Annotated in this window: 16 protein-coding genes; 5 read left to right on the top strand and 11 right to left on the bottom strand. The window is 71.5% G+C overall.

From position 1 onward, the window contains the following. The first annotated feature begins 1 nt into the window (after position 1). Positions 2 to 1,381: a cytochrome P450 gene (locus QSK39_RS49060; protein ID WP_285484724.1), complete on the top strand. Its 1,380-nt coding sequence runs from the start codon at positions 2 to 4 to the stop codon at positions 1,379 to 1,381. Here QSK39_RS49060 and iolD read toward each other — a convergent pair. From iolD to QSK39_RS49100, 8 genes are read right to left on the bottom strand one after another with little or no spacing between them, the layout of a single operon-like run. Further along, on the bottom strand, positions 1,371 to 3,206 hold the full coding sequence (gene iolD, locus QSK39_RS49065; protein WP_285484725.1) for a 3D-(3,5/4)-trihydroxycyclohexane-1,2-dione acylhydrolase (decyclizing): 1,836 nt from the start codon (positions 3,204 to 3,206) through the stop codon (positions 1,371 to 1,373). The genes QSK39_RS49060 and iolD overlap by 11 nt on opposite strands. Beyond that, positions 3,203 to 4,093, bottom strand: a complete 891-nt coding sequence (gene iolB, locus QSK39_RS49070; RefSeq protein WP_285484726.1) for a 5-deoxy-glucuronate isomerase — start codon at positions 4,091 to 4,093, stop codon at positions 3,203 to 3,205. Before iolB ends, iolD begins: the two co-directional genes overlap by 4 nt. Beyond that, entirely contained in the window at positions 4,090 to 4,836 is a 747-nt protein-coding gene (locus tag QSK39_RS49075) for a Cgl0159 family (beta/alpha)8-fold protein (RefSeq protein WP_285484727.1), read from the bottom strand. The genes iolB and QSK39_RS49075 overlap by 4 nt, the downstream gene beginning before the upstream one ends. Further along, on the bottom strand, positions 4,833 to 5,762 hold the full coding sequence (gene iolC / locus QSK39_RS49080; RefSeq protein ID WP_285484728.1) for a 5-dehydro-2-deoxygluconokinase: 930 nt from the start codon (positions 5,760 to 5,762) through the stop codon (positions 4,833 to 4,835). Before iolC ends, QSK39_RS49075 begins: the two co-directional genes overlap by 4 nt. Beyond that, positions 5,759 to 6,538, bottom strand: a complete 780-nt coding sequence (locus QSK39_RS49085; protein ID WP_285484729.1) for an ATP-binding cassette domain-containing protein — start codon at positions 6,536 to 6,538, stop codon at positions 5,759 to 5,761. The genes iolC and QSK39_RS49085 overlap by 4 nt, the downstream gene beginning before the upstream one ends. Further along, positions 6,535 to 7,578: an ABC transporter permease gene (locus QSK39_RS49090; RefSeq protein WP_285484730.1), complete on the bottom strand. Its 1,044-nt coding sequence runs from the start codon at positions 7,576 to 7,578 to the stop codon at positions 6,535 to 6,537. The genes QSK39_RS49085 and QSK39_RS49090 overlap by 4 nt, the downstream gene beginning before the upstream one ends. Next, positions 7,578 to 8,573, bottom strand: coding sequence for a sugar ABC transporter substrate-binding protein (locus tag QSK39_RS49095; protein ID WP_285484731.1), 996 nt, complete (start codon positions 8,571 to 8,573; stop codon positions 7,578 to 7,580). The genes QSK39_RS49090 and QSK39_RS49095 overlap by 1 nt, the downstream gene beginning before the upstream one ends. Positions 8,574 to 8,593: 20 nt before the next feature. Then, positions 8,594 to 9,472: a TIM barrel protein gene (locus tag QSK39_RS49100; protein ID WP_285484732.1), complete on the bottom strand. Its 879-nt coding sequence runs from the start codon at positions 9,470 to 9,472 to the stop codon at positions 8,594 to 8,596. A 113-nt stretch (positions 9,473 to 9,585) separates the two neighbouring features. On the opposite strand from QSK39_RS49100, the gene QSK39_RS49105 reads away from it, so the two are divergent. Then, a complete protein-coding gene (locus QSK39_RS49105; RefSeq protein ID WP_285484733.1) occupies positions 9,586 to 10,605 on the top strand; it encodes a LacI family DNA-binding transcriptional regulator in 1,020 nt (339 codons plus the stop codon). Further along, positions 10,602 to 11,600: a Gfo/Idh/MocA family protein gene (locus QSK39_RS49110; RefSeq protein ID WP_285484734.1), complete on the top strand. Its 999-nt coding sequence runs from the start codon at positions 10,602 to 10,604 to the stop codon at positions 11,598 to 11,600. The genes QSK39_RS49105 and QSK39_RS49110 overlap by 4 nt, the downstream gene beginning before the upstream one ends. A gap of 124 nt (positions 11,601 to 11,724) precedes the next feature. Here QSK39_RS49110 and QSK39_RS49115 read toward each other — a convergent pair whose 3' ends face one another. Continuing rightward, positions 11,725 to 12,306, bottom strand: coding sequence for a TetR/AcrR family transcriptional regulator (locus tag QSK39_RS49115; protein WP_285484735.1), 582 nt, complete (start codon positions 12,304 to 12,306; stop codon positions 11,725 to 11,727). A 58-nt stretch (positions 12,307 to 12,364) separates the two neighbouring features. On the opposite strand from QSK39_RS49115, the gene QSK39_RS49120 reads away from it, so the two are divergent. Then, complete coding sequence (locus QSK39_RS49120) at positions 12,365 to 12,868, top strand: SRPBCC family protein (protein WP_285484736.1); 504 nt, start codon at positions 12,365 to 12,367, stop codon at positions 12,866 to 12,868. Continuing rightward, the gene (locus QSK39_RS49125) at positions 12,865 to 13,338 is read left to right on the top strand and encodes a GNAT family N-acetyltransferase (RefSeq protein WP_285484737.1); all 474 of its coding nucleotides are present in this window, start codon (positions 12,865 to 12,867) and stop codon (positions 13,336 to 13,338) included. Before QSK39_RS49120 ends, QSK39_RS49125 begins: the two co-directional genes overlap by 4 nt. Here the strand turns inward: QSK39_RS49125 and QSK39_RS49130 are convergent. Both QSK39_RS49130 and asnB read right to left on the bottom strand, forming a co-directional pair. After that, the gene (locus QSK39_RS49130; RefSeq protein ID WP_285484738.1) at positions 13,324 to 13,626 is read right to left on the bottom strand and encodes a hypothetical protein; all 303 of its coding nucleotides are present in this window, start codon (positions 13,624 to 13,626) and stop codon (positions 13,324 to 13,326) included. The genes QSK39_RS49125 and QSK39_RS49130 overlap by 15 nt on opposite strands. Positions 13,627 to 13,659: 33 nt before the next feature. Beyond that, on the bottom strand, positions 13,660 to 15,501 hold the full coding sequence (asnB, locus tag QSK39_RS49135) for an asparagine synthase (glutamine-hydrolyzing) (RefSeq protein ID WP_285484739.1): 1,842 nt from the start codon (positions 15,499 to 15,501) through the stop codon (positions 13,660 to 13,662). Positions 15,502 to 15,612: the final 111 nt, after the last annotated feature.

Here is a 15,612-nt window from a genome sequence, read left to right on the forward strand (position 1 = left end):
CGTGGACACGACCGCGCTGCCGCACCGGCCGGGCCGCCTGCCGGTGATCGGCGACCTGATCGGCGCCAACCCGCGCACGCCGTTGCAGGACACGCTGCGCATCGGCAAGCGCATCGGGCCGATCTTCACCCGGAAGATCTTCGGGTTCGAGATCGTCTTCGTGGGCGGGGTCGACCTCGTCACCGAGCTGAACGACGAGACGAAGTTCGGCAAGCACGTCGGCATGGGCATCGAGAACCTGCGCGCGCTCGCCGGCGACGGCCTGTTCACCGCCCACACCCACGAGCCGAACTGGCGGCTCGCGCACGACATCCTGCAGCCGGCGTTCTCCGCCGAGGCGATGCGCCGCTACCACCCGGTGATGCTCGACGTCGCCCGCGAGCTGGTCGCGCGCTGGGACGCCGCGAGCGGGCCGGTCGACGTCGCCGCCGACATGACGCGGCTGACCCTGGAGACGATCGGCCTCGCCGGGTTCGGCTACCGGTTCGGCTCGTTCGAGCGCAGTGAACCGCACCTGTTCGTCACGGCGATGATCCGCGCGCTGCGGTACGCGCAGCTGCAGAACGTCAAGCTCCCGTTCGTGCGGCGCGCGTTCGCCGGCACGGCCGAGCAGAACCAGGCCGACATCGCGACCATGACGAACCTGGTCGACGAGGTCATCGACGAACGCCGCCGCAGTGGTGCGGAGAGCCGTGACCTGCTCGGCCTGATGCTCAGCGAGGGCCACCCGGTGACGGGGGAGCGCCTGGACCCGGTGAACATCCGCAACCAGGCCATCACGTTCGTCGTCGCCGGCCACGAGACGACGTCCGGTGCGCTGTCGTTCGCCTTGTACTACCTGACGCGCCACCCCGAGCTGCTGGCGAAGGCCCGCGCCGAGGTCGACGCGGTGTGGGGCGACCGCGAGCCCGCCTTCGGAGACGTCGCGAAGCTGCGTTACGTCCGTCGCTGCCTCGACGAGGCGATGCGGCTCTGGCCGACCGCGCCCGGTTACTCCCGCGAAGCACGCGAAGACGTCGTGCTCGGCGGGAAGTACCGGATGCGCGAGGGCGACTGGGTGATCGTGCCGCTGCCGCTGGTGCACCGCGATCCCGCGGTCTGGCCGGACCCCGAGCGGTTCGACCCGGACCGCTTCGAGCCCGCCGCGGTGAAGAAGCGGCCAGCGCAGGCGTACAAGCCGTTCGGGACGGGCGAGCGCGCCTGCATCGGCCGCCAGTTCGCACTGCACGAAGCCGTACTGGCGCTGGGAATGGTGCTGCAGCGTTACGACTTCGAGGTCGATCCTTCGTACGAGCTCGAGATCGTCGAGTCGCTGACGCTCAAGCCGAGCGGGTTCACCCTGCGGCCGCGGGTCCGGACTCGCGAGCCGCTCACGACCTGAGGTACCGGACCTGGCCGGGCTTCGAGCGCTCGTACTCGTCGTGTCCCGCGAGGTGCTCGGGGACGCCGACCTCCCACCACGCGCCGGCCTCGGTCCACGACGATGGCTGCGTCTTCACCACGACCACCGCCGGCCGCTGCTCGGCCACGGCGGCCTTTCGCGCCGACGCGTACGCGGTGCGCAGGGAGTCCACATCGGACGCCGGGAACACCAGGCAGCCCAGCGATTCCGCGTTCCGCGCGAAGTCCACTCGGGGAGGCGAAGCGTGGGAAGTCGTGCAATCGGCGTAGAAGTTGTTGAACGGCTTCCCGCCCTGCCCTTCCTGGAGCCGCCCGATCACCGCGTAGCCGTCGTTGTCGCAGACGACCGCGACGAACGGGTGACCCGCGAAGGCCGCCGAGAACAGCTCGGAGTTCAGCATCAGGTACGAGCCGTCGCCCAGCAGGGTCGTCACCAGGCCCGGATGCGCGATCGCCGCACCCCACGCGCCCGACAGCTCGTAGCCCATGCAGGAAAAGCCGTACTCGACGTCCATCGAGAGCGAGCCGGAGCCGCGCCAGCCGCCGATCAGCTCGCCCGGGAGCCCGCCGGACGCCGTCATCACGTAGTCGTCCGCCGCCGACAGGTCGTTCACCACGCCCACGACCTGCGCGTACGACGGGATCTCGGCCGCCGCCGAGCGCAGCGAATCCACGTGCGCGTCCCAGGAAGCCCGCTCGGCCGCGGCCCGCGACGTCCACGCCGGGTCGACCCGCCAGCTCTCCAGCTGCGCGCCGAGGTCGGCCAGCCCCGCGTCGGCGTCCCCGACCACGGACAGCGCGCCGTGCTTCACCGCGTCGAACCGGGCCGCGTTGAGCGCGACCAGGCGGACGTCGGGGGAGAAGACCGTCCACGATGCCGTCGTGAAGTCCTGCAGGCGCGTCCCGACCGCGAACACCACGTCCGCTTCGGCCGCGAGGACGTTCGCCGACGTCGAGCCCGTGATGCCCAGCGGCCCGGCGTGCAGCGGGTGCGCGTGCGGCACCAGCGTGCGGCCCGCCGTGGTCTCCACCAGCGGGATCCCGTGCCGCTCGGCGAAGTCCAGCGCGCGTTGGCCGGCGCCGGAGTACCGGACGCCGCCGCCGAGCACGAGCAACGGACGTTTCGACGCCCGCAGCACGCCCGCCGCCTCGGTGACCGCACGCCGGTCGGGACGCGACCGCACCGGCCGGTGCGTGACCGGCTCGAACAGCGCCTCCGGGAAGTCGTACGTCTCCGCCTGGACGTCCTGCGGCAGCGCCAGCACCACGGGCCCGCTGTCCGCCGGGTCGGTGAGCACCCGCGCGACCTGCGGCAACGTCGAGAGCAGCTGCTCGGGCCGGGTGATCCGGTCGAAGTAGCGCGAGACCGCGCGGAAGGCGTCGTTGACCGTCGCGGTCGCGTCGCCGAAGGGTTCGATCTGCTGCAGCACCGGATCCGGCGCCCGGCTGGTGAACGTGTCGCCGGGCAGCAGCAGGACCGGCAGCCGGTTGGCGTGCGCGACCCCGGCGGCGGTGACCATGTTCAGCGCGCCCGGCCCGATCGACGACGTCACGACGCCGACCTGCCGCCGGTGCGTGGCCTTCGCGTATCCCACCGCAGCGAGCGCCATGCCCTGCTCGGTGTGCCCGCGCCACACCGGGATGTCCCCGCGGTGTTCTTCGAGGGCGGTGCCGAGGCCGAGGACGTTGCCGTGACCGAAGATCGCGAAGACGCCGGGGAAGAGCGGGACTTCGCGCCCGTCGAGGGTTTCCGAGCGCTGGGCGAGGATCCAGCGGACCAGCGCTTGAGCCGTCGTCAGCTTCACCGCACACGTCCTTCGTGGCTCGTCACCGGGCAGCGGGGATCGAGGTCCTGCGACGCCCAGGTGTCGCGGACCCAGCCGTGCGCGGGGTCGTCGCAGAACGCCATCGAGCGTTCCGGGGCCGGCCCGGCCAGGACGTTCAGGTAGTACATCGGGTAGCCCGGCGCGGCCACGCACGGGCCGTGGAAGCCGCGTGGGATCAGGAAGACGTCCTGGTCGCGCACGGCGACGTCTTCGTCCAGCTCGCCGTCGGTCGTGTACGTCCGGTGCAGGCCGAAGCCTTCGCGCGACGGCGTCACCCCGTCGCGGCCGGCGATGCGGAAGTAGTAGATCTCCTCGTTGACGACCTCGCACTCGCTCGCTTCGTCGTGCTTGTGCGGCGGGTACGACGACCAGTTGCCGCCCGGCGTGATCAGCTCGCACGCGTTGAGCTTGTCGGCGTGGTCCCACGCCCCGGGCACGCCGAAGTTGGTCACCTGCCGCGTCGCCTGCCCGGCGCCGCGGACCTCGACCGGGACGTCCTCGGCGGGGCCGTACTTCGGTTCGAGCCGCCGGGTGCAGCGGGCCATCGGCAACGCCACCTGCGCGCCGGTCTCGGAAGTCAGCTCGACCTCGGCGTCGCGGGGGACGTAGGCGAAGTCCGTGACCCGGGTGAACACCGACTCACGCCCTTCCAGCTCGAACTCCTCGCCGTCGACGCGGACCGTGAGCGAGCCGGACAGGGGGAGCACGAACGCCTCGAACTCGCCGGTCATGACCGTGCGCGGGAGCCGGGTGCCGATCCGGAGCACCCGCAGCCCCGTGTACGTCCAGCCCGCCGAATCCGGGGTGAGCCGGACCGGGTCGGCGTCGTCGGACAGTGTCCCGAACGGACGGTGCAGCTTGCTCACTTCGCGGCCTCCAAGACCTTCGCGGCGGCTTCGACGGCAGACCCGACGTTTCCGCCGAGCCGGGTGTGGCTCATGACCAGACCGCGGACGACCCCGTGCCACAGCATCGACGACTGCGGGTCGGCGGCCGGCGGATCGCCGAGCACCACCGGCAGCGTCGTGGCGCCCAGGGCAGCGGCCGAGCCGGGCGACGGCAGTTTCAACCAGGTGTGCGCGGACGTCGTCCCGAGGCCGGACGCGATGGTGACCGCCCGCGCCAGCGACGCCGGGTCCTCCGGCAGCTCGATCATGGCGACCAGGCCGTACGCGGCCAGCTCGGTGACAGCGTCGGCACAGGCCTGCCGGGTCTGGGCGGTGCCGGCCAGGCGCAGCAGCATCGTGCCGCCGTCGAGGCCGCAGTCGATCAGCGTCCGGGCGTCGTAGCCGGTGAACCGGTCGTCGGGGTTCATCGACCCGAAGACGACCTTGTCGTGCAGCGCGCCGAGCAGGAGCAGCTCCTCGACGATGTCCGGGGTGCCCAGGACGCCGTCGACGGCCGGGTTCTCCACTGCGACGAGCAGCCGCTCCAGCAAGGTCCGCCGGTCGAGCAGGTCCTCGTGATCGGCGGCGACCAGGAACAGCGTTCCGTTGTCGGACAGCAGTTTCGACCGGCGTTTGCGGGTCGCGTACGCCTGCCGGACCGCGCCCGGGTTCGTGGCGCGGGTGTGCAGGAGCTCGCGCCAGCGCTCGTCGGTGAGGATCACAGCAGCTCCTCGATCTCCGCCGCGGTCGGCATGGCGTCGGCGCAGGCCAGCCGGGACGCCACGAGTGCGCCCGCGGCGTTGGCGTACTCGGCGATGCGCACCGGCTCCCAGCCCGACAGCAGCCCGTGGATCAGCGCGCCGCCGAAGCCGTCACCGGCGCCGAGGCCGCAGACGACCTCGATGCGTTGCGGCCGCACGGTCCGGCGTCCCTCCGGGGTGGCCACCAGCACGCCGTCCGCGCCCTTCTTGATCACCGCCAGCCGCAGGCCGCGTTCGAGCATCCGGTCCGCCGCCGCGTCCGGGTCCGCGGTGCCGACGGCGACCTCCACCTCGGTGCGGTTGCCGACCGCGACGGTGACGTGGTCGAGCATCGCGCCGATCTCTTCCCGGGCCTGCTCGACCGACGGCCAGAACATCGGCCGGTAGTCGAGGTCCAGCACGGTGTGCTCGCGGCGGCCGCGGGTTTCGAGGATCTTCCGCTGCGTCGCGCGGGCGGGTTCGGCGGACACGCCGGTGCCGGTGACCCACAGCAGCGGCACCGACTCGACGACGTCCCACGGCACGTCGTCGTCGGTGAGCGTGAGGTCCGGCGCGATGGGGGAGCGGTAGAACAGCAGCGGCGGGTCCGCGGGCGGGTTCAGCTCGCAGAACACCACCGGCGTCTGGAGGTCCGGCGACGTGCCCACGTGCGCCGGGGACACGCCGAAGCCTTCCAAGGCTTGCCGGACGTAGTCGCCGAAGCCGTCCGGGCCGACCTTGGTCAGCACCGCCGTGTGCCGGCCGAGCCGCGCGGCGGCGACCGCGACGTTGGTCGCGGTGCCGCCGAGCGACTTGGCGAACGTGCTGACGCCGGCCAGGGGGACGCCGCTCTGCTCGGGGTAGAGGTCGACGCCCACCCGGCCGATCGTCAGCGCTTCGAGGTTCACGCCTTCTCCACCTGCCGCAGCTCGTGCTCGAGGGCTTCCAGTTCCGCACCGCCCGCCATCTGCCGGGTCAGCTCGTTGATGTCGATGTCCTTCTTCTCGTACGAGCCGAGCGGCGCACCGCGCTTGAGCAGCAGGAACCGGTCGGCGACCGGGTAGGCGTGGTGCGGGTTGTGCGTGATCAGCACGACGCCGAGCCCCCGGTCGCGGGCCTGCGCGACGTACTTCAGCACCACCCCGGCCTGCTTGACGCCCAGCGCGGCGGTCGGCTCGTCGAGGATCAGCACCTTCGCGCCGAAGTACACCGCCCGGGCGATCGCGACGCACTGGCGTTCACCGCCGGAGAGCGTCCCGACCGGCTGCTCGACATCCCGCAGGTCGATGCCCATGTCGGACAGCGCCTGCTTGGTCGTCTCGCGGCCCTTGCGCCGGTCGAGCATCTTAAACGGGCCGAAGCCGGTCGTCGGCTCGGACCCGAGGAAGAAGTTCCGCCAGACGCTCATCAGCGGGACCACGGCGAGGTCCTGGTACACGGTCGCGATGCCGTGGTCGAGCGCCTCCCGCGGCGAGGTGAGCCGGACCGGCTGCCCGTCGATGAGGAACTCGCCGCGGTCGTGCTGGTGCACGCCGGCCAGGATCTTGATCAGCGTGGACTTCCCGGCGCCGTTGTCGCCGAGCACGCAGGTCACCTCGCCGGCGTTGACCACAGTGGACACATCGCGCAGGGCGATGACGCTGCCGTAGGTCTTCCCGATCTCGCGTACCTCGATGAGGCTCATCGGCGTACCCTTTCCGCGCGCCGCCGGAAGGCGTTGTTCACCAGGACCGCGGCCAGCAGCATGATGCCGAGGAACAGCATGAACCAGTCGCTGTTCCACTGCGCGAACACGATGCCCTGCCGCGCCATGCCGAAGATCAGCGCGCCGATCGCCGCGCCCACCGCCGAGCCGAACCCGCCGGTGAGCAGGCAGCCGCCGATCACCGCGGCGATGATGTACTGGAACTCCAGCCCGATGCCCTGGTTCGCCTGGACGCTGGCGAAGCGCAGGATGTTGATCGAGCCGACCAGCCACGCGCCGAGCGCGGTGCCCATGAACAGCAGGATCTTCGTGCGCACCACCGGCACGCCGACCGAGCGGGCCGACACCTGCGACCCGCCGACCGCGAAGATCCAGTTGCCGAACCGGGTCCGCACCAGCAGCCACGCGGCGATCGCCGTGACGACGATCCACCAGATGATCGACGACTGGAACTGCGTGCCGCCGATGTCGAACGTGGACGCGAACAACCCGCCGGCGGACTCGTACCCGCTGGTCGAGCGCATGCCCGAGACCTGGACGGTGTTGGTCACCCAGCGCGTCACGCCGAGGTTGAGCCCCTGCAGGGCGAGGAACGACCCCAGCGTGACGATGAAGCTGGGCAGGCCGGTCTTCATGACCAGCCAGCCGTTGAACGCGCCGACGCCGAGGGCGAAGGCGAGCGAGACCAGCAGCGCGAGCCAGACGTTCCAGCCCGCCTGCGTGGCCAGGATCGCCGTGACCAGCGACGTCGACGCCGTCATCACGCCGGCCGAGAGGTCGAACTCGCCGCCGACCATGAGCAGCGCGACCACGACGGCCATGATGCCCAGGGTCGAGGAGTCGTCGAGCCAAGTCGCCACGCCCAGCGGGCTGAGGAACTGGCCGGTGACGACGGAGAAGAAGACGAACACGAGCACGGCGCCGAGCAGCGCGCCGATCTCGGGCCGGACGACCAGCCGGTCGGTCAGGCTCTTCTTCCCCACGCGTTCGTCGGGTTGCGCCTGGATCGCGGCGGTCATCAGCGAGTGCCGCGCTCGGCGTACGGGGCCACGGTGTCGATGTTGGTCTTGTCGACGAAGCCGGGGCCGGTCTGCACCGGGTGGCCGCCGCCGATGGTGTTGCCGTTCTCCTTGTACAGCTTGAGGAACACGATCGGCAGGTAGCCCTGCTCGTACTGCTGCTGGTCAACGGCGAAGAGGATCGTGCCGGCCTTGATGGCCGCGACGACGTCGGCGTTCAGGTCGAACGTCGCCACCTGCGCCTTCGAGCTCGCCTCCTTGGCCGCGTCCACCGCGCGGGCCGCGACCTGGGAGTTCAGCGCCAGCACGGCGTCGATCGACGGGTCGGACTGCAGCGCGCCGCGGATCCGGGCCTGCGCGTCGGTCGGGTTGGAGATGTCGACCTGCAGCGTGGTCACGTTGCCGAAGGCCTGCTTCGCGCCGTCGCAGCGCTGGTTCTGGCCGATGTTGCCGGCCTCGTGGATGACGCACAGCAGCTTCGTCTTGCCGGCCGCCTTGAGCCGCTGGCCCGCGCCCTGGCCCGCGAGGCCCTCGCTCTGCCCGACGTGCGCGATCGCGCCGAACGCCGCGCTGGAGTCCTCGCCGGAGTTGATGGTGACGACCGGGATGCCGGCCTTGACCGCGTTCTGGATCGACGTCTGCAGCGCCTGCGGGTTCGCCATGGAGACGACCAGGCCGCTGACCTTCTGCGCGACGGCGTTGTCGATCAGCTTGGCCTGGTTGCCCGGGTCGCCGTCGGAGTAGTAGTCGACGCCGATGTTCAGATCCTTGCCCGCCTGCTCGGCGCCGTTCTTCACGACGTTCCAGAAGGCGTCGCCGGCGCTGCCGTGCGTGACGACCGCGATCTTGAGCGGGCCGCCCGTGCTCGGGGCCGCGGCGGACGAGGCGCTCGAGCTGCCGGCCGAGTTGTCGGCGCTCGGGCCGCTGCAGGCGGACAGGACCAGCCCGGCGGCGGCGATCGCCGCCACGCCGGCCAGCTTCTTGATAGAGAACACAGTCACTCCTTTGGGACCGATTAGAGGGAGTCGATGATCTTCGCGAGGTGGGCCAGGCTGCGCTCGGTGTCCCGGCGGGGTGTGTCGTCGGGGCTCGAGTCGCCGAGGGCGGTGTCCTGTTCGAGGACGTACCAGCCGTCGTAGCCGGCCGCCTGGACGGAGCGCACCATCGACGCCACGTCCACGTCCCCCTCGCCGAGCGGGGTGTAGATGCCCCGCCCGACCGCGTCGGTGTAGCCGAGCCGGCCCGAGCGGACTTCGGCCGCCAGGTCTTCTCGGACGTCCTTCAGATGCACGTGCCCCACCCGTTCGGGATACCGCTGCGCCAGCTCGACCGGATCCGTCCCGCCGATCATCAGGTGCCCGGTGTCGAGGCACAAGCCGAGGTCGGAACCGGCGAGGAAGCGCTCGACCTCGGCCTGCTGCTCGACGTGGGTCCCGACGTGCGGGTGCAGCACGGTGCGCAGGCCGTGGGCGGCGGCGATGTCGCGGATCTTGCCGGCGGTGCCGACGAGCATCGCCCATTCGGCGTCGGTGAGCTTCGGGCGTTCGTCGTAGCCGTCGAGCCCGGTCGCGGCGGCGAGCACGAGGACGTCACCCCCGCACGCGGCGAACAGTGCGGCGGACTCTTCGGCTTCCTTGAGGGCGTTCTCCCGGTTTTCGTGGAGGACGACGGCGAGGAAGCCGCCGACGAGCGTCAGGCCGTGCGTCCCGAGCAGGTCCCGGAGCTCCGCCGGGGCGCGCGGGAGGTACCCGGGCGGGCCCAGTTCGGTGGCCTGCACCCCGAGCGCCGCCATTTCGCCGAGCACGGTCGGTGCGTCGAGCACGCGGCCCCACCCCGGGACTTCGCAAACGCCCCAGGAGATCGGCGCGGCGGCTACTCGGATCGTCGCTGTCACCATGGGCCTCCGTCGGTCCGTTGGAGCGCTCTATTGATTAGAGCGCTCTAATCTTGTAGCGTCCGTCACAGCAAGTCAAGGCTGAGTTTTTCGTGGTCAGGGGAGGTGCCGTCATGCGTCCGACCATGGAAGACGTCGCCGCGCGGGCGGGAGTTTCCCGCGCGCTGGTCTCCCTGGTGATGAGGAATTCACCGAAGGTCTCCGACGCCCGCCGCTCGGCGGTGCTGCGGGCCGCGAAGGAGCTCGGCTACCAGCCGCACGTGATGGCGCGGTCGCTGGCCAGCCGCACGTCCACGGTGCTCGGCGTGATGGTCAACGACCTGCGCAACGCGTTCTTCGCCGACATCGTCGAGGAGCTGGACAGCGCCGCGCAGGCGGCGGGCTTCGACCTGATCCTCAACACCGGCGGCCGCAGTCCCACGCGCGAGTGGAACGCCTTGCACAACCTGCTTTCCTTCCGCCCGGCGGGGATCATCCTGCTCTCGCCGGTCGTCCCGGCGTCGGCGATCCAGGTCGCGGCCCGGCAGTGCCCGGTCGTGCTGGTCTCGCGGACCGCGCGGTCGTCCACAGTGGACACGGTGAACGACGACGGCGAGGCGGGCTCCGCGCTGGCCGTCGACCACCTGGTCGGCCTCGGGCACCGGCGCATCGCGCACCTCGACGGCGGCGCCGCGGCCGGGTCGGCCCAGCGGCGGCGGGGCTTCGAGGCCGCCATGCGGCGGCACGGGCTCGAGCCGATCGTCGTGCGCAGCGAGCACACCGACATCGGGGGCGAGAACGCCGTGCGGGAGCTGCTGGCCGAGTACGCCCGCCCGGACCTGCCGACGGGGCTGGTCTCCGGCAACGACTTCAACGCCGTGGGGGCGATCTCGGCGCTGGAAGAAGCCGGGCTGCGGGTGCCCGAGGACGTGTCGGTCGTCGGCTACGACAACACGTCGCTCGCCGCACTCCGCCACCTTTCGCTGACCACAGTGGACCAGCCGCGCAAGGACATGGCGCGGCTGGCCTTCGAAGCGTTGATCGAACGCGTCCGCGGGGAGCGCACGGAGCCGGTCCGGCACCTGCTGCACCCGTCCCTGGTGGTCCGCGCGACCACCGCCGAGATTTCCGTGACAGGAGGAGTACAACGATGAGGTTGGGACTGGCGGGCACCGGCCGGATCGGCACCGCGCACGCGGAGACGCTGAAGAGCTTCGACGAGGTCGAGTCGGTCGTGGTGGCCGACGTCGACGCCACGCGAGCGCAGTCGGCCGCCGCGAAGCTGGGGGTCGAGGCGGCTTCCCTCGACGAGCTGTTCACCGCGGGCCTCGACGGCCTGGTCGTCACGGCCGCCACCGACGCGCATCCGGGCCTGATCATCGCCGCGGTCGACGCGGGCATCCCGGTCTTCTGCGAGAAGCCGGTCGCCGCGGACATCCCCGGCACCCTGGCCGTGATCGACCGCATCGGCGCCTCGGACGTCCCGGTCCAGATCGGCTTCCAGCGCCGCTTCGACGCGGGCTACGCGGCGGCGCGGGCGGCGGTCGCGTCGGGCGAGCTGGGCTGGCTGCACACGCTGCGCGCGACGACGTTCGACCCGGCACCCCCGCCTGCGGAGTACGTCGCCCACTCCGGCGGGCTGTTCCGCGACTGCGGCGTGCACGACTTCGACATCATCCGCTGGGTGAGCGGCCGCGAGGTGGCCGAGGTGTACGCGATCGGCGCGAACCGCGGCGAGCGGTTCTTCGCGGACGCGGGCGACGTCGACACGGCGGCGGCGACGCTGACCCTGGACGACGGAACCCTGGCGACGGTGTCCCTGACCCGCTACAACGGCGCGGGATACGACGTGCGGCTGGAGGCGCTGGGCTCGGTGTCGGGCGTGGTGGTCGGCCTGGACGACCGGGCGCCGCTGCGGTCGGTGGAGCCGGGGGTGCCGCCGCTGCCGGGGCCGGCGTACCCGGGGTTCATGGAGCGGTTCCGCCCGGCGTACACGACGGAGCTGCGGGCGTTCCTGGACGTCGTCGCGGGCCGCGCGCCGTCGCCGTGCGTGGCGGCGGACGCACTGGAGGCGTTCTACATCGCGGAGGCGTGCGAGCTGTCCCGCCGCGAGCGGCGCCCGGTGGGCCTGGCGGAGGTCAGGCGCTGAGCAGCTTGCGGACGGTGCGACACGCGTGATTGCGGAGCCGTCACGCGTGATCAGGAGGTCGACACGCCGCGGGGTCGAGAGCCTCGCCGTGTCGACCCTCTGATCACGCGTGCCGACCTTCCGATCACGGGCGCAGGAGCTTGCGGACGGTGCGTTCGACCAGCGCCGCGGCCTTCGGCGGGGGAGTGCGGCCGGTCGAGAGGTAACGGTGGACGACCGCGCGCGGGATCTCGACCAGGGCGAGCACGACCTCTTCGTCCGTGCAGCCGGTGAGCGGCGGCAGGGCCCGCGTCGCGCGCTTGAGCGTGTCGCGCAGCTCCTGCTCGTCCTCGGTCACGGCCTTCGCGGCTTCGGGTGACCAGTCGGCGGGCCCGAAGGCGTGCTTGCCCGCGTCGAGCACCCGCGCGCCCTCGGGGTGCTTGCGGCACCAGTGGACGACGCTCGTCGCGGCCTCGACCGCCGCTTCGATCGTCGTCGCCTCGCCGAGGCACCGGGTGAAGGTGTCCTGGAAGTCGCGCAGGGTCCGGCGCCAGAGCTCGGCGAGCAGCGCGGGGCGGTCCGGGAAGCGGTGGTAGATGGAGCCGTTGGGGGCTCCGGCGGCCTTCGCGGTGGCGGCCATGGTCACGGCGCGGGCCCCGCCTTCGGCGAACAAGGCCGTGGCGGCGTCGAGGAACTGCGCTGTGGTGTGCGTCGCGGGGCGGCCCATGTTGTAGAGATTATGCTCTAATACGTTCTGGAGGACAGTCTCTAGAACGGAGAGTCTCATGGTCCGCAACGTCCACACCCGCCGGTTCCCGGTCTCCGCCGACCGGCTCGTTCCCCTGCTGGAAACGCTCGGCACCCCGGAGGACCGGCTCTGGCCGGTGGCCGACTGGCCCCCGACCCGTCTGGACGGCCCCCGCGTCCCGGGCACACCGGCGGGCCACGGGCCGGTGCGCTACGTCGTGGAGGAGGTTTCCCCGGACCGGCTGCGGTGCCGGTTCACCGCGCCGGCGGGCGTGCACGGGTACCACGAACTCACGATCGACGGCGGCGCGCTCACCCACGTCCTGGACGCGTCCCTGCACGGCCGGGCCCGGCTGACCTGGCCGTTGTTCTTCCGGCCCCTGCACGACGCGCTGCTGGAGGGGCTGCTGGACCGGGCCGAGCTCGAGGTGACCGGCCGGGTGGCGCGGCCGGTCCGGTGGTCGCCGTACGTCCGGCTTCTGCGGGCGCTGGGCAAAATCGGGTCGCGCGGCCGGCGTCCGGCCGCGAAACTCCGAGCATGACCGTGCTGACCCCGCTGGACGAGCCGGCGCTGGCGCGGCTGCTCGAAGCCGCCGTCGCCGGCGCCGACCCACTCGAGGTCATGCCGCCGGTCGAGGACCCGCCCGGCTGGACCGCCGCTCGCCGCGAGGCGTTCCTGGCCTTCCACCGCGGCCGGTCCCTGGACCCGGCGACGGCGGTGGAGCGCACGTGGGTGGTCGACGTCGACGGCGAGGCGGTCGGGGCGGCCCGCCTGGAGCGGCGCGGTGACGCCGTGGAGGCGGGCATCTGGTTGCGCCGCGACGTCCGCGGCCGCGGGATCGGCACGCAGGTCACGGCGCTGCTGCTGGCCGAAGCGCAGCGGTCGGGCGCGGCCCGGTTCGTCGCCTCGACGACGGCGGGCAACCACGGTGCCCGGTCGTTGCTGGGCGGGATCGGGGCGGCACTCACCGCCGACGGGGACGAGGTCGTGGCGGACCTACCGCTGAGCTGACCGCAGCTTCGGCAGGATCTCGGTCCGCACGTACTCCAGCGCGTCCCGCTCCGGGAGGATGTGCGGCCCCTGCACCCACGCCACCCCGTGCCGCACGGCCGCGGCGGTGACCCGCTCCCGCAGCGTCCCCACCACTCCCGCGCCCAGCACCAGTGCCTCGTAAGCACCCAGCCGGGACAGCACCGCTTCCTCCGAAGCGACGCCGTCCGCGGCGAAACCCGCCGCGGACAGCGCCGCCGTCACCCTTGAGACCGTGGCCGGGTTGCGGCCGAACAGGAGCACCTTCATGCCCCCAGCCCCATACCTCGAGGGCGGTCGAGGTCAAGACAGTTCGAGCGTGGGCTGGTACATCTCGATCCAGTGGTAGAGGTCGAGCACCCGGTCCAGGCCGATGCGCATGGCCGGGTCCATGGTCGCCGAGTCCACTTCGGACGCCCGGTGCGCCCACGCCTTGTCCACCAGGCCGAACACCTGGTGCCCCGGCTCGGCCAGGACCTCCTTGACCTGCTGCTGCAACGCCGCCGCGTAGCCCGGGTCCTGCGTCGACGGGTACGGGCTCTTCACCCGCTGCGCCACCGACTCCGGCAGCACGTGCTTGGTCGCGTGCCGCAGGAGGCTCTTCTCCCGGCCGTCGAACGTCTTCAGCGACCACGGCGTGTTGTAGACGTACTCGACCAGCCGGTGGTCGCAGAACGGCACGCGGACCTCCAGGCCCACCGCCATCGACGCGCGGTCCTTGCGGTCGAGCAGCATCCGCACGAAGCGGGTCAGGTGGAGGTTGCAGATGGTCCGCATGCGCGCCTCGATCGCGGACTCGCCGTCGAGGTGGTCGACCGCGGCGACCGCCGTCTTGTACTGGTCGGCGACGTAGGACTCGACGTCGAGGTTCTTCACCAGCTCCGGCGTGTACAGCGACGACCGCTCGTCCATCATCGACGTCCGGAACGCCAGCCACGGGAACGTCTCCGCGTTGACGGCCTTCTCGTCGTGGAACCAGCGGTAACCGCCGAACACCTCGTCGGCCGACTCGCCGGACAGGGCCACCGTCGACTGGCCGCGGATCGCCTTGAACAGCAGGTACAGCGACGTGTCCATGTCGCCGAGGCCGGCCGGGATGTCGCGGGCCCGCAGCACCGCGCGCCGGACCTCGGGGTCGGTCAGGTCGCCCGGGTTGAGCATGACGTCCTCGTGCGCGGAGTTCACCAGCTGCGCGACGTCCCGCACGAACGGCGAGTCCGCCGTGTCGCGCATCTCGTCCGGCTTGAAGTTCTCCTCCTGGCCGAAGAAGTCGACGGAGAACGTCCGCAGCTGCTCGCCCTGGTCGGCCAGCCGCGCGGCGGCCAGGCCGGTGACGGCGCTCGAGTCGAGCCCGCCCGAGAGCAGCACGCACCGCGGGACGTCGGCGACGAGCTGGCGGTTGACGATGTCGGTCATCAGCTCGCGCACGCGCGCGACCGTCGTCTCCTGGTCGTCGGTGTGCTTCTTCGCGTCCAGCTTCCAGTAGGTGCGGGTCTTGATGCCCTCGCGGGACACGGTGACGATCGTGCCCGGCTGGACCTCTTCCATGTCCTTCCACAGCGACCAGCCCGGCCGCTTGGTGAAGCCGGCCAGCTCGCGGAAGCCGTCGAGGTCGACGACCTTCTTCGCGAGGGGGTTCGCCAGGATGGCCTTCGGCTCGGAGCCGAACAGGACGCCGTCGCGGGTCGGGTAGTAGTAGAACGGCTTGATGCCCATCCGGTCGCGGATCATGACGAGCCGGTCGTCGCGCTCGTCCCAGATCGCGAACGCGTACATGCCGTTGAGGTGGTCGACGACCGCGTCGCCCCACTGCAGGTAGCCGTGCAGCACGACCTCGGTGTCGCTGTCGGTCTCCCACTGGTGGCCGAGCTTCGTCAGCTCTTCCTTCAGCTCGGTGAAGTTGTAGGCCTCACCGCTGTAGACCATCGCGACGTCGCCGTTCGGCGTGTGCACGGACATCGGCTGCCGGCCGCCGGGCAGGTCGATGATGGCCAGCCGCCGGTGGCCGAGCGCGACGTGCGTGCGCACCCAGGTGCCCTCGTCGTCCGGACCGCGGCAGGACATCGTCGCCGTCATGGCGTCGACCACGTCCTGGCGGCGGGTGAGGTCGGCGTCGTAAGAGACCCAGCCGGCGATACCGCACATAGGTGATCCCCTCTCCCAAGATTTGCTTAGCCGATACAACTATCGGTAACACAGGTGTAACACGGCCTGAAGATCTTGTCTGCCCGAATTGCACGTTCCGCACTTGTTCGG

Source organism: Amycolatopsis sp. NBRC 101858 (assembly GCF_030269325.1).
Lineage (GTDB): Bacteria > Actinomycetota > Actinomycetes > Mycobacteriales > Pseudonocardiaceae > Amycolatopsis > Amycolatopsis ponsaeliensis.